The sequence below is a fragment of the Streptosporangium sp. LJ11 genome (genome assembly GCF_051918945.1).
Lineage (GTDB): Bacteria > Actinomycetota > Actinomycetes > Streptosporangiales > Streptosporangiaceae > Streptosporangium.
On sequence record NZ_JBPXMB010000001.1, the window covers coordinates 404,184 to 422,036 of the forward strand.

At 69.3% G+C, this 17,853-nt stretch carries 16 protein-coding genes and 1 pseudogene; 7 read left to right on the forward strand and 10 right to left on the reverse strand.

What is annotated here, in order from left to right; genetic code table 11:
- Positions 1–46 precede the first annotated feature (46 nt).
- The 3 genes from ACTOQ3_RS01845 to fusA all read right to left on the reverse strand — a co-directional run bounded on the left by ACTOQ3_RS01845 (position 47) and on the right by fusA (position 3,983).
- The gene (locus ACTOQ3_RS01845; protein WP_440081612.1) at positions 47–1,042 is read right to left on the reverse strand and encodes a CU044_5270 family protein; all 996 of its coding nucleotides are present in this window, start codon (positions 1,040–1,042) and stop codon (positions 47–49) included.
- Positions 1,035–1,622 carry an RNA polymerase sigma factor gene (locus ACTOQ3_RS01850; RefSeq protein WP_440081761.1) on the reverse strand — a complete coding sequence of 196 codons (588 nt, stop codon included), beginning with the start codon at positions 1,620–1,622 and terminating at the stop codon, positions 1,035–1,037. Before ACTOQ3_RS01850 ends, ACTOQ3_RS01845 begins: the two co-directional genes overlap by 8 nt.
- A 231-nt stretch (positions 1,623–1,853) precedes the next feature.
- Complete coding sequence (gene fusA / locus ACTOQ3_RS01855; RefSeq protein WP_440081613.1) at positions 1,854–3,983, reverse strand: elongation factor G; 2,130 nt, start codon at positions 3,981–3,983, stop codon at positions 1,854–1,856.
- Between the two features lie 507 nt (positions 3,984–4,490).
- On the opposite strand from fusA, the pseudogene ACTOQ3_RS01860 reads away from it, so the two are divergent.
- A pseudogene (locus ACTOQ3_RS01860) lies at positions 4,491–5,201 on the forward strand (pectinesterase family protein); the annotation flags it as partial.
- Here ACTOQ3_RS01860 and ACTOQ3_RS01865 read toward each other — a convergent pair.
- The 3 genes from ACTOQ3_RS01865 to ACTOQ3_RS01875 all read right to left on the reverse strand — a co-directional run bounded on the left by ACTOQ3_RS01865 (position 5,186) and on the right by ACTOQ3_RS01875 (position 7,267).
- Positions 5,186–5,626: a DUF4259 domain-containing protein gene (locus ACTOQ3_RS01865; RefSeq protein ID WP_440081614.1), complete on the reverse strand. Its 441-nt coding sequence runs from the start codon at positions 5,624–5,626 to the stop codon at positions 5,186–5,188. The pseudogene ACTOQ3_RS01860 and the gene ACTOQ3_RS01865 overlap by 16 nt on opposite strands.
- Before the next feature lie 281 nt (positions 5,627–5,907).
- A complete protein-coding gene (locus ACTOQ3_RS01870; RefSeq protein ID WP_440081615.1) occupies positions 5,908–6,330 on the reverse strand; it encodes an acyl-CoA thioesterase in 423 nt (140 codons plus the stop codon).
- 541 nt (positions 6,331–6,871) lie between these two features.
- Entirely contained in the window at positions 6,872–7,267 is a 396-nt protein-coding gene (locus ACTOQ3_RS01875) for an alpha/beta fold hydrolase (RefSeq protein ID WP_440081617.1), read from the reverse strand.
- Between the two features lie 388 nt (positions 7,268–7,655).
- Here ACTOQ3_RS01875 and ACTOQ3_RS01880 point away from each other — a divergent pair, with 388 nt between their 5' ends.
- The gene (locus ACTOQ3_RS01880; protein WP_440081762.1) at positions 7,656–9,014 is read left to right on the forward strand and encodes a BTAD domain-containing putative transcriptional regulator; all 1,359 of its coding nucleotides are present in this window, start codon (positions 7,656–7,658) and stop codon (positions 9,012–9,014) included.
- A 50-nt stretch (positions 9,015–9,064) separates the two neighbouring features.
- Here ACTOQ3_RS01880 and ACTOQ3_RS01885 read toward each other — a convergent pair whose 3' ends face one another.
- The 3 genes from ACTOQ3_RS01885 to ACTOQ3_RS01895 all read right to left on the reverse strand — a co-directional run bounded on the left by ACTOQ3_RS01885 (position 9,065) and on the right by ACTOQ3_RS01895 (position 11,672).
- A complete protein-coding gene (locus tag ACTOQ3_RS01885; protein ID WP_440081619.1) occupies positions 9,065–9,280 on the reverse strand; it encodes a carotenoid oxygenase family protein in 216 nt (71 codons plus the stop codon).
- A 2-nt stretch (positions 9,281–9,282) separates the two neighbouring features.
- A complete protein-coding gene (locus ACTOQ3_RS01890) occupies positions 9,283–10,773 on the reverse strand; it encodes a serine/threonine-protein kinase (RefSeq protein ID WP_440081621.1) in 1,491 nt (496 codons plus the stop codon).
- Positions 10,774–11,435: 662 nt separating this feature from the next.
- On the reverse strand, positions 11,436–11,672 hold the full coding sequence (locus ACTOQ3_RS01895; protein ID WP_440081622.1) for a hypothetical protein: 237 nt from the start codon (positions 11,670–11,672) through the stop codon (positions 11,436–11,438).
- 145 nt (positions 11,673–11,817) lie between these two features.
- Between ACTOQ3_RS01895 and ACTOQ3_RS01900 the strand changes: the two genes are divergently transcribed.
- The 4 genes from ACTOQ3_RS01900 (at position 11,818) to ACTOQ3_RS01915 (ending at position 16,971) form a co-directional block, all read left to right on the forward strand.
- On the forward strand, positions 11,818–13,140 hold the full coding sequence (locus tag ACTOQ3_RS01900) for a sensor histidine kinase (RefSeq protein WP_440081623.1): 1,323 nt from the start codon (positions 11,818–11,820) through the stop codon (positions 13,138–13,140).
- Entirely contained in the window at positions 13,128–13,787 is a 660-nt protein-coding gene (locus ACTOQ3_RS01905) for a response regulator (RefSeq protein ID WP_440081625.1), read from the forward strand. The genes ACTOQ3_RS01900 and ACTOQ3_RS01905 overlap by 13 nt, the downstream gene beginning before the upstream one ends.
- 160 nt (positions 13,788–13,947) lie before the next feature.
- Positions 13,948–14,652, forward strand: coding sequence for a hypothetical protein (locus ACTOQ3_RS01910; RefSeq protein WP_440081626.1), 705 nt, complete (start codon positions 13,948–13,950; stop codon positions 14,650–14,652).
- 276 nt (positions 14,653–14,928) lie between these two features.
- A complete protein-coding gene (locus ACTOQ3_RS01915) occupies positions 14,929–16,971 on the forward strand; it encodes a hypothetical protein (protein ID WP_440081627.1) in 2,043 nt (680 codons plus the stop codon).
- 1 nt (position 16,972) lies between these two features.
- Here the strand turns inward: ACTOQ3_RS01915 and ACTOQ3_RS01920 are convergent, their stop codons facing one another.
- Complete coding sequence (locus tag ACTOQ3_RS01920) at positions 16,973–17,416, reverse strand: hypothetical protein (RefSeq protein ID WP_440081628.1); 444 nt, start codon at positions 17,414–17,416, stop codon at positions 16,973–16,975.
- An 85-nt stretch (positions 17,417–17,501) separates the two neighbouring features.
- Between ACTOQ3_RS01920 and ACTOQ3_RS01925 the strand changes: the two genes are divergently transcribed.
- Complete coding sequence (locus ACTOQ3_RS01925; protein ID WP_440081629.1) at positions 17,502–17,792, forward strand: hypothetical protein; 291 nt, start codon at positions 17,502–17,504, stop codon at positions 17,790–17,792.
- Positions 17,793–17,853: the final 61 nt, after the last annotated feature.

A 17,853-nucleotide genomic window follows, 5' to 3' on the forward strand; every position in this document is an offset into this window, starting at 1 on the left:
ATCCCCCGGCGTCGGCTCCCCGAAGAACCCGTCCCGCGCCGGCTCCCTAAGGGATCTGTCCGGGTTCGTCGACGACTCCCGACGCGACCTCGGCGGTCACGAAGGCGCTCCCCTTCGGGAAGGCCACCTCGCCGTTGATGAGATAGTCCTGCAGGTAGTCCGTCCGCGAGCCGAGATGGCGATAGGTCGTGCTGTCGAGGATGACGTAGGACCGCTCGGTGACCTGGCCGTTCTCGTCGCGCTGCGTGCCGTAGCCCGGGCTGCCGGCCTCGTAGGCGATGCCCATGCCCGACCTGCCCGCCGCGTCGCGTATGCCGAGGTCCACCCGGACTCCCGGAATCCTGGCGAGGGCGCGGAAGATCGCGGCCTCCAGCTTGGGCGGCATGTACTCCTCCTGACCGAGATAGAGCGACAGCACTCGGAAGGCCCGCGCGTCCGGGTGCTCGTGGAGACCGCGCTCCTCGTCCGGCTTGTCCCTCCAGTGCAGGTCGCCCTTGACGTGGGCCAGCAACCTGTCCGGGTCGGTGGGCAGTTTGGCCAGCCGGGCCGCGTACTGCCGGGGGGACAGGTCGTCGTCACCCGGGTCCGGCCCGATGGTCCGCGTCTCCATCGGGCGCGAGCCCATCCGGGTCGCCTGCCTGGTGCCGTCGTAGCGCGTCCAGTACTCCTGGATCTCGGTCGAGCCGTCGGCGGGCTGCGTGACGACGCTCTTGCGGTACAGCCACTGGTCGGGACGGAGAGGGGTCCTTTCAGGACGGCGCTTCTCGGCCGTCAGCGCCGCCTTCCTCAGCATGACCTCCGCGCTCACCGGCGTCGCCTCCACGATGACGGACGGCGGCACGACCGGCCGCTCGTCGTCGTTCACCACCATGATCACCGCCGCGATCACCGTGACGGCCGCCGTCACGGCCATCGGCAGCGAGAGCACGGGCCGGAATCGGCGGCGGTGCCGCAGGGAACGCGCCCGCAGCGCGCGCAGGCGGTCGGCGTCGGGCTCGGGCGCGTCCGCCCGCAGCTCACTCAGCAGCTTCAGGTCATCCACGACCGGTCTCCTCCTCCGAGATGGCGGACGGATCGACCCCGCCCAGGGCCTCGCGGGTCTTTCTCCTGGCACGGTGCAGGCGCGAGCGCACCGTGCCGATGGGGACGCCGAGTGCCCGCGCCGTCTCCTCGTAGCTGAGATCCGCCCAGGCGATCATCAACAGCACCTCGCGGTCCTTCGCCGACAACACGGCGAGTGCCCTCACCAGCTCGCGCTGCGCCGCCGAGGCCGTCACCCGGGACTCCACCCGGTCGGCGTAGCTCTCGGCCACCTCGTCCACCCCGGTCCTGGCCAGCGAGAGGTACGCCCTGACCTCGGCGCGGCGGTGCTTGCCGATGAGGTTGGCGGCGATGCCGTACAGCCAGGGGCGGGCATTGCGGTAATCGGTGTCGTAGCGCCCGAGCCGCCGGAAGGCGGTGAGGAACGTCTCGGCCACGATGTCGTCGGCCGTCGAGTCTCCCAGGCGCCGCGTCACGTAACGGTGCAGGGCGGGGGCGTGCCGGTCGAACAGCACCGAGAAGGCGGCGGAATCACGCCGGGCACGCTTGATCACCTCCGCGTCGTCCAGGTCTGTTTCCACACTCAAGCGTGAACTCCGTTTCCGTGGTCCGGTCCCCCCTTTTCACCCGATGACGCGAAACGAGTTCTCCACACCTCCGTTTCGGACGGCCTGGGCGGGCGTGTGACGGGAGACGCGTACCCGGGCCCACCCGATCAGACCGACGAGGGCCGCGCCCAACGAGAGCGTCGCCGAGCGATGGCCCCGCCCGGGGGCGGGGCCATCGCCGGTTCCTACGATTCCTGCCGGTTCCTACCGGGGCGGCGTCCCGTCGGACACCGTGCCCGGCACCGGCGCGTACCCGGTGGCCCGGGTGGTGAAGGTGCCCCGGCCCTGGGTGCGGCTGCGCAGCCGGGTCGCGTAGCCGAACAGCTCGGCCAGCGGCACGGTCGCGGTGATCACCACCGTCCCGGCCCGCGCGGTCGAGCCGGAGACCCGGCCGCGCCGGGCCGCCAGGTCGCCCATCACCCCGCCGGCGGCGTCGTCGGGCACGGTGGCCGTGACCTCGACCACCGGTTCCAGCAGCGCCATCGCACCGGTCCGCAGCGCCTCACGCAGCGCGAACCTTCCGGCCGCGCGGAACGCCATCTCCGAGGAGTCCTTGGGGTGGGTGGCCCCGTCGGTCAGCGTGACCCGCAGGCCGGTCACCGGATGGCCGCCGAGGGGACCCTCGGCCAGCGCGTCCCGGCACCCCGCCTCCACCGCCCGCACGTACTCCTTCGGCACCCGCCCGCCGACGACGGTCGAGCCGAACACGAAGCCCTCCGCGTCCGGGGCGGTATCCAGCGGCTCCAGCGGTTCCACGTCGAGGACGACGTGGGCGAACTGGCCGGCGCCGCCGTCCTGCTTGACGTGCCGGTACAGCAGCCCGGACACCCCGCGCACGACCGTCTCCCGGTAGGCGACCTGAGGCCGGCCGACACCGACGTCCAGCCCGTGGGCACGACGGATATTCTCCACCGCGACCTCCAGATGCAGCTCGCCCATTCCCGACAGCACCGTCTGGCCGGTCTCGGGATCGGTCCGGACCACCAGCGAGGGATCCTCCTCGACCAGCCGCGCCAGCGCCGACGACAACCGGCCGGAGTCGACGCTCCTGCGAGCCTCGACCGCGACGGAGACCACCGGATCGGCCACGGCCGGCGGTTCGAGGACCAGCGGCGCCGAGGGCTCGCACAGGGTGGCCCCGGTGCGGGCCGCCTTCAGCCCGACGACCGCGACGATGTCCCCCGCCACGGCCCGGTCCACCTCGGTGTTCCGGTCGGCCTGTACCCGCAGGATCCGGCCGATCCGCTCGGTACGCCGCGCGCCCGCGTCCAGCACCGTGTCTCCCTTCAGGATCGTTCCCGAGTAAACGCGCAGGTAGGACAGCCGCCCGGTGGCGGTCGAGCTCACCTTGAACACCAGAGCGGCGAACGGCGCCGCCGGGTCGGCGGCCCGTTCCAGCACCGCGCCGCCCCGGGTGTCGTGCTGGGAGCCGCCCTGGATACCGTCCCGGGTGCCGCGTACCGGCGGCACGTCCAGCGGCGAGGGCAGGTAGGCGACGACGGCGTCCAGCAGCGGTTCGATCCCCCGGTCGCGGTAGGCCGATCCGCACAGCACCACCACGCCCTCACCGGTACGGGTCAGGTCGCGCAGCGCGGCGGCGAGGGTCGGCGCGGAGATCGCCGACTCCGCGCAGAACTCCTCCAGCGCGATCGGGTGCAGTTCGGCCACCGCCTCCTCCAGCAGCCTCCGGCGCCGGTGTGCCTCCTCCAGCAGGGCGTCCGGCACCGGCCCCTCCTCGAACGTGTCGCGGCCCCCGGCCCAGACCAGCGACCGCATGCGCAGCAGGTCCACCACGCCGGTGAACCCGTCCTCCCGCCCGATCGGCAGCTGGACGACGAGCGGGACCACCCGCAACCGCTCGCGGATCGACGCGACCGCCGTGTCGAGGTCGGCGCCGGCGCGGTCGAGCTTGTTGACGAAGGCGATCCGCGGCACCCCGTGCCGGTCGGCCTGCCGCCACACCGACTCGCTCTGCGGTTCGACGCCCGCGACGGCGTCGAACACCGCGATCGCGCCGTCGAGCACCCGCAGCGAGCGCTCCACCTCGTCGGAGAAGTCGACGTGGCCCGGGGTGTCGATCAGATGGATGCGGTGGCCGTCCCAGGCACAGCTCACCGCCGCGGCGAAGATGGTTATTCCACGGTCGCGCTCCTGGGAGTCGAAGTCGGTGACGGTCGTCCCGTCGTGCACCTCGCCACGCTTGTGGGTGGCGCCGGTGACGTACAGGATCCGTTCGGTGATGGTGGTCTTGCCCGCGTCGACGTGGGCGAGGATGCCCAGGTTGCGGACGCCGGTCAGCGAGTCGGTGAGATGACGGTGCAGGTCGGTGCGCACGGCCCATGGCCCTTCGGAATGTTCCGGACAGGACGGCGCGATTCCCGGACGAGACGACCCGAGGTCAGGTCGTGGAGGGACCCCTGGCGTGGCGCGACCGCACGGGGGCATGCCCCGGCGGCCGGTTCGGCGCCGGGCGGGCAGGGGTCAGGGGTTCGTCACGGGCATTCGACGCCGGCCGCGCGGCCGGCGTCGGGCACCGACGAAGACACCAGGATCACGTCGTAGCGTGACGGGGGAATGACCACAGCGGTGCGGTGGCGCACGGACTGCTCCCCTCACTGGTAAGGCGCGCGCCGCGGTGTCGCGGCAGCGCGTGATCAGTGGCGAGTGTAGCGAGACCGATACGGGCGGGAAAGCGATTTTCTCGCCGGTCCGGCGACACATGCCGGCCATTGACACCACTGCCTGATTTATCTGACTTCCGGACGTCGCCGTAAGGGAAACCTTTCACGCGGGTGAACGCGGGAGTGTGGCCATGTCGCCCGAGAATCCACTGTCCGGCCGGCGCCGGACGCTCCCGAACGGGGCTGGACGCTGGTGATCGCGGCCGGGACCTACCGCGAGACGGTGCTGGTACCCCAGACCAAGACCGGCCTGACCTTCCTCGGCGCCACCCGTGACGCCCGTGACGTCGTCATCGTCTTCGACAACGCCGCCGGGACGGCGAAGCCCGACGGCGGCACGTACGGGACCGGCGGCAGCGCCACCACCACGATCCAGGCCGACGGGTTCACCGCGACGCACGTGACCTTCGCCAACGACTGGCTGCGCGCCGACCACCCGGAGATCACCGCGACGCAGGCCGTCGCGGTGAAGGTGATGGGCGACCGTTCCGCCTTCGAGGCGTGCCGCTTCCTCGGCCACCAGGACACGCTGTACGCCGACACCCGCGGCCTGGCCACCTTCGCCCGGCAGTACTACCGCCGCTGTCACGTCTTCCGGCTGCGGGCACGGGCCGTGCCAAGGTCTTCCACGCCGAAACCCGGCTTCACCATGAACCACGACACAGAACCGACCGGGCCGTGCGGCGGATATCCGCTCGCAGCCAGGCCCCCATCCCCATCCAGCCGACCGGATACCCATGAGCAGTTGTTTCGCCGTGTACGAGCGAGCACGCGAGTCTTTTCCCGAACAGGCCTGCGTGACCCGGGTCAGGGCCGGCGACTCCGACCCGGCTTTCGCCGCTGCTCCTTGGGAGGTCAGGCAAGGGCCTGACGGTAGGGGACGAGGGCCGCGAGCCATGCGTCCAGGGCGCCGGATTCCTGCCACAGTTCGTACAGCTCGTTGTCGTCGGGGCGGGTCGCGCGGTCGATGGTGACCCTGGCGAGGTCGCGGAGTTCGGCGGACGGTTCGAAGGGATTGTGCTCCAGCCAACGGGCGGCGACGGCGTCCGGCTCGGTGCCGATCACGCGGGCGCCGACCAGACAGGCCACCGCCACGGCCCCGCTCATCTCCGGCCCCTCCACGTAGCCGTCCTCGTCGAGGACCTCCCGCATCGCCACGGCGAGCCGGCGCGCCGTGCTCCTGTCGCCTTCGAGGTCGGCCAGACTGTCGAGAGCCCCGTCGTTGTCGAACGGCCCCATGCCCCACGCGCCCATACCGGTCTCCCGCCTGCCCTTCTGATCGGTCGATCGGATCATAGGGACCGCCTGCGACATTTCAGTTCCGGTCGGCCTGTATCCGCAGGATCCAGCCGATCCGCCTCGATCCGGCGACCGCCTTCTCCTGCCTGTGGATGTCCCTGCGACGCGTGCTGAACAGAGGTTGCGAGGTGCATCTCGCCGCGCGTAGCGAGCGTGCGCTGACCGCCGTCCTTGCTCAGGCGCCCGGTGACATCCCGGAACGGCTCGGCCGCCGCCACCACGCCCGAAATCCGTCCGACCACTTGCGAGCCGAGCTGTGGAGGGTGGTGTCGTGCGCTCTACAGGCCGAACATGTTCGGGTCTGCCGCAAGCTCCTTGAGGTGCTGCCGCGGATCGGCGACCAGTCCCCGCGCCTTCAGGTCCATCAGGCCCACGACCGAATCGACCTCGGCCGCGACCGTGCCGTCGATCTTGCGGATCGTCTGCCGGACCCGGATCGTCTTGCCCTCGCCCCATTCGAAGCCGGACGTCACCTCGATATCGTCGCCCGCGAGCAGTTCTCGCCGGTAGCGGATCGTGGTTTCCAGAACGACGGGACCGATGCCTCTGCTGATGAGCTCGGCCTGACGGACGCCCCCAGCTTGGAGCATCGACCAGCGGGCATGCTCGGCGTAACTCAGATACGCGGCCTGGTTGAGATGGCCCTGCGCGTCGGTCTCGTAGCCACGGACGGTCAAGGGTACGAAGAACGCTTCACTCACGGTATTTCCTTGCATTTTTCGATTCGTAGTCCGGAGCGAACGTTCATCGCTCCGGAACCGGGCGGTGACCGCGATCCAGCGGATTCCGTCGACGTTGATTCAGTGGATTCCATCGACGCTGACGCCAACATTAGGGCACCCGACTTTATTTCAAGTTTAAATCGACTGAATCGCGGCGGCTATTCCATGTGAGAGTGTGTCGTGGACGCGGATCGGGTGGCGTTCCGGCAGGTCGGCCGCTTGATCGAGCAACACGCGCACGGCGGCGACCGTTGCCGGGCGCGTTCGGCACGTGGTCGATTCGGCGGTGGTCGGGCCGTTTGCCGCCTGGGCCGCGCGAAACCTGAGCAGCGTTGCGTCCGGCGCGGAAGAAAGGCCGGCGTCTGGTTGGCATGTTGCGGCGTGGTGGCCGGTGATCCGTCGGAGAAAGGCCCGGGTTCACGCGCGGATGCGGTGCGCAATCGCGAGCGGATCATTGACGCCGCCCGGGCAGACGGGCCGAGTGGTCCGTGTCCGCCCGGGCGGCGTGTGGCTGGGGTTGTCAGCGGTTCGTCGCGCGGGCGACCTTGTCGATGAGGTCGGCGACGGCATGGGACTTGGAGACGTGGACAGCATGGGAGGCCTTGACCTCCACGCTGTGCGACTTCGCCCGCTTGGCCATGAAGCGGCCGGCCTCGCCGGGGATGGCGAGATCGCGCTCGGCGTAGATGAACCAGGAGGGAATTGTCTTCCAGGCCGGCTCGCCGGACGGCTCCTCCAGGGCGTTGCTGTTGACGGGGCGCTGGCCGGCGGCGTCCAAGGCCGCCTGCTCGGTCGGCAGGTCGGCGCAGAAGTGCTCGTGGTAGGCGTCTGTTCGGTTTTTTCCGCAAGTACAGTGAGAAGGCCGTCCAGACGCGGAGTAACTTTCTTGATCCCGTGAATCATGCGTGGCGATCATGGGACGGCCATCTGATCAGGTGTGGCACGTGGTGATCTGAGCGGCGGAGGGTTTGCTGTGCCGGCGACCTCGCCAAGGGCGCAGCCAGTGAGTGACGCCCAGTGGCCGGATCAGTGGCAGGCCACCAACGCGGTCCGCTGGATGAAACGCACCGGCTCACCGTGGCGGGACCCGTCGGAACGGCCAACCACCCACGGAGACCGCCTGCCATCGATTCACCGAGGGGGGCGTAACGGCGAATGACCGAGATGGAAAGTCGAGCCGGCTGGGCCGAACCAGCAGCAGGGACAGCACCTCGCACTCGTTGTGACTGTTCGCGACCATTCCGCATGCGCCACTGTGTTGAATCGATTCAGGACAAGCATGCAGAGGTCCGTTCGTGACCGGGATGGCCGGCGGCGTTCCGCGCTTGCGGTTCGAGATTCTGGGGCCGGTCCGGGTCCGGCGCCGCGGCGATGAGCTTGACCTGGGCCCGCGCCAGCAACGTTTGATCCTGGCATTGCTACTGGCTCGGGCCGGTCAGCCCGTGGGGACCGAGGATCTGGTCACGCTGCTGTGGAGGGATCGGCCACCGGCCAGCGCCGTCAACATAGTGCACCGTTATATAGGAGGCCTGCGACGTCTCTTCGAGCCGGATATACGACCTCGGGCCGCAGGGCAGTGGCTGGCTTCCGACGCCGGCGGCTACCGCATGACGGTGGATGCGAAAAGCCTGGATCTGCTGGCGTTTCGGAGTCTGGCAGAACAGGCGCGCGTGGCGGCTGGTACGGACAAGCCGGACGCGGCGATGACAGCGTATGTCGAAGCCCTGGGACTGTGGCGTGGGCCGTGCGCGGGTGCGCCCGAGCAGTTCACGGCGTTCAGCGCGGTGGATTACGAATACGCCGACCTGGCTCGTGAGGCCGCCGATCTAGCACTTCGCTCGAACGGCGCACGGTCCATACTCAGCACACTGCGGCGTGTCGCAGAACAGCATCCCTTCGATGAGTCCATACAGGCCAGGCTGTTGCTGGCGCTGTCCGCGGTCGGACAGCAAGCCGAGGCGATCGCCCTCTATCAACGGCTCCGCCGCGGACTCGCCGAGGAGCTCGGGATCGATCCCGGCGACGAGCTTCGAGAGGCTTACCAAAAAGTACTGCGGCAGCAGGACTCGACCACGCCGGTGGAAAAGGTGGAGGTCACTCGGTCACCCGGCCACTACCGGCAGACCCTCCACGACGAAAACCAGGACCCGACCCCCAGGATCGCCGCCAAACCGCAGAACCGTCCGGACCGACCGGCGAACGCGATACACATCGTCATCAGCGGCGACGACATCGGTACCAACGGACACGTCCGCAGCTCGAAGTATCTCGACTACGCGGTGCACGCCCGATGGGCGGCGCTGGCACAGGCCGGGTTGTCGATCAAGGAACTGACGGCGGCCGGCCTGGGACCGGTGGAGCTGGACGTGTCGATCAGGTACTTCCACGAGCTCGTGCTCGGCGATGAGATCGACGTCGAGACCCGCTACGAATACCCGTCACCGAAGATCGTCCGGCTCGTCCAGTCGCTGGTCCGTCACTCTGACGGGGTCTTGGCCGCCGAGGTGACCAGCGTGACCGGTCTGATGGACCTGCGGGAACGCAAGCTGGTCGAGAACGCCGCCGACGTATGGGCGAAGTTTCTGCGAGATCTGTCCGCTGTCGACCTTCCCGACTCCCTGGAAGGCCGGGTGCGCGACTCGATGTCACCGGAGGCCAGGTAGAAGATCACGCAGGCCGCTGAGGGTGATGGCGATCGGTCAGCGTCACCCACCTACCCGACGGGCTCACCGGTGAAGTCCTGGGCGGAGCGGCCCGTCCACCGGGGCATGGCGACCGCGTTCGTCTCCTCGGTGACGGCGGCGTAGCCGTACCGGTGGCGGCGCGACAGGACGCTCTCGTTGACATGGGGGAATTCCTGCGGGCGGTCGTCGATCGTCCGCCGGCGCATCGTCCCCGCCCCCGGGTCGATCGTCCAGCGTTCCAGCACACCTAGCCCAGGCGCCGCAGCGCGGTCACGGCCGACCTGGCCGCCTCGAGGCCCGCCTGTCGCAAGGCGTCGTCGGAGACGGTCCGCAGATTGGCGTAGTGCAGGTCCGCCACCAGGTTGCCGAGTCTGAAGGTGATCACGATCATGCGGACCCGTCCCTCGGCGTTGGCCGCGTTCCAGGAGAACGCCTCGTCCCCCACGTCCGTGAGCGTGCGGGGAGCGGAGCGGGTCATGCGTTGCCCGTCCTCGATCCCGATCTCGTACCAGATCCACTCCATGTCGCGGGTGCCGTGGATCTGCCGCCGCTCCAGGGCGGCGAAGAGCTCGTGCGCGGACCCGGGGTTCAGCGACCACGGGTCCGGGGTGTCGGAGCCGGTGAGGGCGGTCAGTTCCACCCCCGCTCCGCGGATCGTCCACTCGCAGCCGTTCTCGGACGCGCGCCCGCCGGCCGGAGCGCCGAGAAACCTGGTGACCTGTTCCGGTGACAGCGCCTTGCAGAGGTTCACGGCCTTTTCGAACACCGGTGACACCGGTCTGGCCGCCGGTAAGGGCTCTCTCGTGACCAGAATGGCGGCCGCGGCGGAGACCACGGCCGCCGCCACGGCCAGCAGGACCGTCGGGGTCCACCGGCGCGACCGGCGGCCGATCGTCTGGGGCGCGGTGACGCGTGGTGACTCACCGTCCGCGATCTGCCGCAGCAGCCCCAGCGCGATCTCGGCGTCCGGGCGCGCCTCGGGCTCGCGAGCCATCAGCCACTGCAGGAGTGAGGTCAGCGGACCGGCGACCCGCGGCGGGCGGGGGTCCTGGGTGAGCGTCGCCCGGATCACGTCCGCGGGAGAGCCGTCGTAGGGCGGGACACCCTCCAGCGCGACGAAGAGGGTCGCCCCCAGCGACCACAGGTCCGAGGCGGGACCGCCGTTCTCGCCGGCCAGGCGCTCCGGGGCGATGAACCCGGGCGTCCCGATGACCTGGCTCGCGCCGGTCGGCGTGGGCCGGTCCGGGAAACGGGCGATGCCGAAGTCGGTGAGGACGACGCGGCCGTCGTTGGTCAGGAACACGTTGCCGGGCTTGACGTCACGATGCTGCACGTCGTACGCGTGCGCGGCGACCAGCGCCTCCAGCAGGAAGGCTCCGATCGAGGCCACCTGGAGGGGGAGCCGCGGGCCGCGGGCCGCCAGCTCCTCGGCGAGGTTACGGCCGTGCAGCCGTTCCATGACGATCCACGGCCTGCCGTCCTCCACCAGCACGTCGTGTACGGCGACGATCGCCGGGTGACGCAGCCGCGCCATGACCTCGGCCTCCCGCACGACCCCGGCCACCAGCTCGGCGCGGCTCCGCTCGTCGCCGCCCTCCGGGATCCTCACCTCCTTGACGGCTACCTCACGGTCGAGCATCTCGTCCCTGGCCAGCCACACGGTGCCCATTCCGCCGTGGCCGAGCGGGCGAAGGAGAAGATAGCGAAGAGCCAGCTTCGCCCCCATCGAGTCGGCCATATTCCAACAATAGGCAATTATCCTGCGTCAATCGAACTCGAATGCGACGAGGCGGTACCGAAACCCCTGCCGCGACGCCCTCGCGTCGCGTTCACGAAGTATCACGGTCACGAAGTATCGCGTTCATGAATCGAAGAATGGGCAGCCAGGCGCGTCACGCACCTCGAAGGACGTGGCCGGCGCGAAGGTCTCACGGGCGTCACGGCGAGGAAGAACTTTTTGTTTTCGGCCAGCCTGTGATCAATTTCGGCCATCGAATGAAACCTGATGGTCATGCCGATCGACGCGATCGAGCCGGTGCTGTACCTGCTCCTCGGGCACGGGTGGCGTTTGCGGATCTCGGTCTTGGCGCCGGCCTTGGCGCCGTCCTCGACTCCCGGGCCGTGACGCCGGGAAACCCCGGATACCATTCGAGGGCGCGTCCGGGTAAAAGCGCACACTTCCCCCGCCAGCTTGCAAAGGCCATTCCTTTTCCCCTTTCTCCTATCTTCAAACGTGACACCGAAATCGGTGTCCATTCACGGGGAAAAGGATTTTGACCCGTCCGCCGGCCGATGCCCCCGACGCCATCCGGCACCTCCAGGAGGGACACACCCGGGGAAAGGCCGTCATCACCGTCCGAGCCGGGATGAGGCGGGCGCCGGATCCGACCATGCCTCTCCTCACCGCCGGTGCCGGTAGTGGTGGACGATCAGGGCGGCGACGCACGCGAGAGTGGCCAGTCCGAACCCGACGCCGGCGAGGACGTTGTCACCGACGGACGAGAACACCATGTTGAGAACCGCGCTGATCATCAGCAGAAACCACAGCACGGGACGCACCATCCCGGCCCGGGCGCCGGTGGGCCGTACCGGACGTGGCGCCTCGGAGGCCTGCAGAACGTGGTGGGAATCGGTCACGGTACGCTCCTCGCTCGATGAACTCGACAGATCGTCTGTCGCACCTCGACGCTACGAACGATCACCGCCGGCGGCGATCCCGCCCACGGGACAGCCGAGGTACAGCAGGCTGTACTCCTTGGCCGGCGATCTGACGATGCTCCGGATGGTGCCCTATCGTCTGGTCCAGGAGGTTCGTCTGGTCCAGGAGGTGCGGATGCCGGCCCCTGACCCCGCGACCGGCCGGAAGCCGGAACGTCGATGGGACGTGTTCGCCCGCGCCCGCACCACCCTGGACGCGTTCGAACACCTCGTCGGCGGGCTCGGCACCACCGTCCTGGCGCTGGTCGCGCTCCTCCTGGTGGCCGCCACCGCACTCGCCTGCCTCGTCGGCGTGGGCCTGCTCCTGGTGCCCGCCACGCTGCGCGCGCTGCGTGCCGTCGCCGACCGGGAACGCGCACGCCTCTCCCGCTGGGGCCCGGAGATCATCGGCCCGGAGCCGGTGCCGCCCGGCCTGCGTGCCGCCCTCACCGCTCCGACCACCCGCCGGGAGCTGGGCTGGGTGATCGTCCACGCCACCCTCGGGCTGTTCCTCAGCCTGGCCGGTCTCACGGTGTCCTTCAGCGCGGTGACCAACACCACCTTCCCGCTGTGGTGGCGGCTGCTGCCTCCGGAGGAGGCGTCCAGCTCCGCCATGGGGCTCTGGACCGTGCGGGACCTGCCCAGCGCCCTCGGGGTCGGCCTGCTCGGCCTGGGATGGATCGTCCTCGCCCTCCTCCTCACCCCGGGTATGGCGCGGCTGCAGGCGTGGCCCGGCCGGCGCCTCCTGCCGGCCGACCCCGGCACCGACCTCGCGCTGCGGGTCGCGCAGCTCACCGCGACCCGCGCCGCCGCGCTGGACGCGCACGCCGCCGAGCTGCGGCGGATCGAACGGTCGCTGCACGACGGGACCCAGAACCGCATCGTCGCCGTCACCATCCTGCTCGGCGCGGCCCGTCGTACGCTGGCACGCGACCCGTCCGACGCCGATGCCATCCTCGAACGCGCGCAGGGCGCCGCCGAGCAGGCGCTCGCCGAGCTTCGCGCGGTCGCCCGCAGCATCCTGCCTCCGGTGCTGACCGACCGGAGCCTCGCCGACGCCCTCACCGGCCTGGCCACGACCTGCCCGGTCCCCTGCCGGATCGACGCCGACATTCCCGTCCGGTGCGCCGCCTCCGTCGAGGCCACGGCCTACTTCGTGGCGGCCGAGGCGCTCACCAACATCGCCAGGCACAGCCATGCCCGGACCGCCACCGTCAAGGTCCGCCGCGACGCCGACCGGCTCCACCTCCAGATCACCGACGACGGCCACGGCGGGGCGGACCAGCGCAGCGGGTCGGGGCTCGTCGGCATCCGCCGCCGTACCGAAGCACACGACGGGACATTCATGCTGAACAGCCCTCCCGGTGGACCCACCACCCTCACGGTGAGCCTGCCATGCGGATCGTGATCGCCGAGGACGACCCGCTCCTGCGTGAGGGCCTCGCGCTGCTGCTGCGCGCCGAGGCACTCGACGTCGTGGCCACCGCCGGCGACCCCGACGGCTTCCTGGCCGCCGTCGACGCCCACAGGCCGGACGTCGCCATCGTCGACGTCCGGATGCCGCCGACCCACACCGACGAGGGGATCGTCGCGGCCGTCGAGGCGAGGCGGCGCCGTCCGGACCTGGCCGTGCTCGTGCTGTCCGCCTACGTCGAGCAGGCCTTCGCCACCGAACTGCTCGCCCAGGGCAGCGCCCGCCTCGGATACCTCCTCAAGGAGCGGGTCGGGCGCGTCCAGGAGTTCCTGAACGCGCTGCACCGGGTGGCGGCCGGAGGTACGGCCATCGACCCCGACGTCGTCGCGCAACTCCTCACCCGCACCCGGCCCGACACGCGGCTGGACCGCCTCAGCCCTCGCGAGCGCGACGTGCTGGCCCTGATGGCCGAGGGGCTGGGCAACACCGCCATCGCCGAACGGCTGTTCGTCACCGACGGCGCCGTCCACAAGCACATCCGCAGCATCTTCGCCAAGCTCGACCTGCCGCCCACCGACCGGGCGGACCGGCGCGTCACCGCCGTCCTGCACTACCTCGAGGACGTCCACCGCCGCGCCTGACCCGTCCCCTGGATGCCCGGACGCCCGGTGCCACATGATCGGGGGCGGTGCCGGGGCGCCTCGTCGCGCTTGCGCCGCTCCTCGGCCTTCCATTCCGGCATCTCGCGTCCCTCCACGTCACCGCGGCCCCCGTCCTCACCGAGCCCGCCGGAGACGTCCGATGAGATTCCCCAGCCGCCTTCTGGGCGCCCCCCTGGTCTACACCGCCTTGCTGTGGGCGGGGTTCTACGTGCTGATCGTCCTGATCACGGTCGGCGTGACGATGTTCGGAACACTCGACGTCAGCGTGTGGGAGGCCGCCACGCAGCTCCCCCGCTGGCTCGTCCTGTTCGTCGGTGTCTCCTTGATGAGGGAGTTCCTCCCGCTCTACATCGCGCACGGACAGACCCGCAGGCAGTTCGGCGCGCAGGCCGCGGTGACCGTCGCGCTGTACGCGCCGGCGTTCTCCGCCCTGATCACCCTCGGCTACCTGCTGGAAGCCCTCCTGTACAACCTGCTCGACCGGCCGCAGACTCTGATCAGCGTCCACCTGTTCTCCTCGCCGGCACAGGTGCCGCTGATCTTCGCCGAGTACCTCGTTCAGGGCCTGGCCTGGGTCGTCGCGGGAGCCCTCATGGGGGCGGCGTTCTACCGCTGGCAGGCCGGTGGGCTGCTCTCCCTGCCGTTCGGCGTCGCGCTGGTCGCGCTGGGCGAGTCGGCCATCGGCGGGAACCTGAGGCTGCCGTTCTTCGGCTCGATACTGGACTTCGACCTCACGCCGAGCGTCACGACGGCCCTGGGAGCCGGTCTTGCCTGCCTTCTGCTCGGCCTGGCGATGACCTGGCCGCTCATCCGCGACGTCCCGCTTCGCAACAGGGCCTCTTGAGCACGGGCCGCTTCCCGGCGGGGCCCGGTGGCGTGGCACCCGGACCTCTGGCTGAGATGAATGAGGCCCCGTCCAGTGGGCGGGGCCTCCAGGCTTCCATCGGGCAAAACGATATCTACAGGCCATGCATCCCATATTGGACAACCGCATTTCTTATTCGGCATGACGTCCCCGGACAGGTCAAGGTCCCAGGCGATCTCCACGCTGAATGAAAATCGCTCATTCTGGAACTAGAGTGAAATAACTGAAAATAGGGCGAGAGGGGCGGTGGAGGCGATGTCGCCGGGAGCGGGGCCCACGTCGCCGGACTTCACCGGAATCGACCCCGAACTGATGCGGGGTTTCGTCACCGCGCTCGAACGCGGTCGCGATGTGATCGGTGAGCAGTCCGAGCGGATCCGGCAGCTGCTCGCGGCGGCCGAGGTCTCTGCGGCGGGGCTGGGGCCGATCAGGGAGATCGACGGCTGGGTCGGCGACGAGCTCCCGAAGCTGCGCGAACGCCTGGAGACGATCGACCAGGACCTCCCCATGCTGGGAGGGGCGCCCCACATCCCGAAGCAGGGCTCGCTGTGGACCGGCGACCCGCTCCAGGACCCGTTCCAGTGGGGGCTGCTGCCCTACGACGAGAAGACGGGAAAGTCCCCGGCGGGCAACGCCAGGAAGGGCACCGACCTCGCCGCCGAGTTCCGCCGTCTTCCCGAGTCATCCCTCGGCCTGCCCAACGCCGCCTACGACCGGATCCTCGAAAAGCTCGCCGACGGGCGGAAGGACGCCTACCTCACCGCCGGGTTCTTCCGGTCCATCGGCCCCGAGGGCATGCTCAGCATGGTCAGCCGCCTGGAGAGGTACGACAAGAAGGCGGCCGACAAGCACCGCAAGGTCATGGGCGACGCCCTGGCCACGGCGGTCGGCGCGCAACCGGCCCTCCTCGGCTCGGCCTGGCAGGCCGGCAATCTCAAGAAGGCGTCGGACCACGAGCTGACGACCCTGCTCCGGCACGGCATGTTCCCCGCCGCGTGGCTCACCGAGATAGCGCGGAGCAGGGTGGGCAAGCCGGTCGGCGCCGGCGACGGCTCCCGCCCCCGGCGCTGGGAGACCGACCTCGCCCCGCTGCTGCCGACCCTGGCGAACAATCCCGACGTGGCCAGGGGCCTGTTCAACGCCATGTCCCGCGAAGACCTCAGGGACCTGTTCACCGAGCTCAACCGCATGAGAAGCCCCGAAGAGCCCTGGAAGCGGGTGGAGGGCATGGACTTCGACGTCAGCGCGGAGTTCGGCCGGATGCTCGCCGCCGGGGGCGGGGCCTACGAGAAGGGACCGCACAGCCCCGAGGCCGCGAAGTTCGCCTTCAACGTCATGACCATCATGGGAGACCTCAAGGACACCGACGGCACCGCGGACTCTCCGGCCACCCCGATGGAGGTCGCGCCGAAAGTCCGGCCCTTCATGTCGGCGCTGGCCGGCGCCTACGCCGCCGAGATCACCGAGGGCGCGAACATCGGCGACACGAACATGATCGAGGAGAGCGCGCTGAAGCCCTTCACCTCGGCCTTCGGCACCACGTCCGCGTTCACCCTGAGCCCGGAGGACACCTACCGCTTCCTGAAGACCTTCGCCGACTCCCCGGCGAACCTCGCCCCGTTCGACCGGGCGATGGGCGGCTTCTCCCAGAAGCTCATCGCCGGCGCCTCGGAGAAGGCCAGGCGCACCGGGGACGTCGACCACCTGGACCGGGTCTTCACCGCCCTGGGCAACGTACGCGGCTTCGAGCTGGCCGCCGTCGAGAAGGTCCAGGGCAACCTGGACATGATCGACAAGCAGCAGAAGGACACGTTCAACTTCTTCCGCGACGCCACCATCGGGCTGGTGAGCATCTACGCCTCCCCCGTAAAAGCCGCGGATTTCGCCTGGTACGCGCTGAGCACCGGCCTCTCCGGCCACGGCGCCTTCATCGACGAGGACGTGACCCGGATGGACCAGGTGACCAAGGACGAAAGAGCCGCGACCCTGGGCCGTCAGCACACCTACGCGCACATCCTCATGGCCAACGGCTTCGACTTGAAGGTGACGCCCGCCGAGTTCCAGGCCACCTGCCCACCGGGCGTGGCCATCGCCGACGCCAAGGGCAACCTCAAGCCGTTCTCCGAGTTGATCAAACAGGGGAACGGAGGGCTTGAGGCGTTCGAGAGGTGGACGGTCGCCAATGGCATGGGCAGCGATGACGATCTTTCACTGGGGGTGTTGTCCAGCCGGTCTGCGGACGCGTTCGAAAGCCGCAACAAACGAGGCCGGGAGCGCGCTCTAGCCTTCGACAGTTAGATCACGAGGTTCGGAGACATTCGGTCTCACCTCGAACGCCATACTGCCCGTTGCCCGGAGACTCCAGGACGATTACCGTCTTGTATTTATCGTTGGCCAGCCGGATGGGAGCATTGCCGCGGTCTTCGGCGATTTGATAGGGAGCGACCCGGGAGAGTGCGCCCAGCAGAAGGTCATTGAGCATATCCCCGCTGGTTCGCGGTGCGGGATCCGTACCAATGGCGGCGAAAGTACGCTTAGCCTTACCTTCTCCACAAGGAATATTACGTCCACCAGAATCAGTGATTCGGACGTCCAAAGCATGACGTTCCTTCATCAACTCGGTGATGTGGACTTTGAGAGTCTCCCCCGCTTCGGCCGCCGTAGGTCCGCTATCCCCGCATCCGGACACCGTCAGCACCACAGCCGCGCCGATCAGAAAGCCGCTCCATACAAAACGTGTCATGCATTCCTCCGGGGCTGGCCGAGGTGCCATAGATCCAATAATGTCCAATGGATCGCCCCCTGTATCCGCATCCGAAGAGGGATATATGAATCCTGGTCCGGAAGATCTGGTGCCCAACCCGCGGCGTCAGGTGCTGGAACAGACATTGGCGGAGGTCAGGGCGCGGGTCGCCATCCTCGAGGCCGCACTCGATCCGGCCCACGGCCAGTTCACCGGCCAGTCGGTGTGGGTCGGGCCGAAGGCCAGGACGTTCACCGAAGATCTCACCGCCCGCCGCGCCCGACTGCGCCAGGCGGCCAGGGCACTCGTCGAGGCCCTCGAAGAGGAGATCCGGTCCGCCCCGGCGAAGGTCCCGCCTTCGGTCGCACGGCGTTGACGCGTCAGGTTCGACATCCGGCCGCGAGCCGACATCACCTGCGGGGGACCGGAAGGTTCGA

What these genes read in the sequence shown, in the direction of transcription:
- ACTOQ3_RS01865 (WP_440081614.1), bottom strand. Translation starts at nt 5,626, where the DNA reads ATGATCCGATCGACCGATCAGAAGGGCAGGCGGGAGACCGGTATGGGC.
- ACTOQ3_RS01875 (WP_440081617.1), bottom strand. Translation starts at nt 7,267, where the DNA reads ATGATCGCCACGCATGATTCACGGGATCAAGAAAGTTACTCCGCGTCT.
- ACTOQ3_RS01880 (WP_440081762.1), top strand. Translation starts at nt 7,656, where the DNA reads ATGGCCGGCGGCGTTCCGCGCTTGCGGTTCGAGATTCTGGGGCCGGTC.
- ACTOQ3_RS01890 (WP_440081621.1), bottom strand. Translation starts at nt 10,773, where the DNA reads ATGGCCGACTCGATGGGGGCGAAGCTGGCTCTTCGCTATCTTCTCCTT.
- ACTOQ3_RS01900 (WP_440081623.1), top strand. Translation starts at nt 11,818, where the DNA reads ATGGTGCCCTATCGTCTGGTCCAGGAGGTTCGTCTGGTCCAGGAGGTG.
- ACTOQ3_RS01905 (WP_440081625.1), top strand. Translation starts at nt 13,128, where the DNA reads ATGCGGATCGTGATCGCCGAGGACGACCCGCTCCTGCGTGAGGGCCTC.
- ACTOQ3_RS01910 (WP_440081626.1), top strand. Translation starts at nt 13,948, where the DNA reads ATGAGATTCCCCAGCCGCCTTCTGGGCGCCCCCCTGGTCTACACCGCC.
- ACTOQ3_RS01915 (WP_440081627.1), top strand. Translation starts at nt 14,929, where the DNA reads ATGTCGCCGGGAGCGGGGCCCACGTCGCCGGACTTCACCGGAATCGAC.
- ACTOQ3_RS01920 (WP_440081628.1), bottom strand. Translation starts at nt 17,416, where the DNA reads ATGACACGTTTTGTATGGAGCGGCTTTCTGATCGGCGCGGCTGTGGTG.
- ACTOQ3_RS01925 (WP_440081629.1), top strand. Translation starts at nt 17,502, where the DNA reads ATGAATCCTGGTCCGGAAGATCTGGTGCCCAACCCGCGGCGTCAGGTG.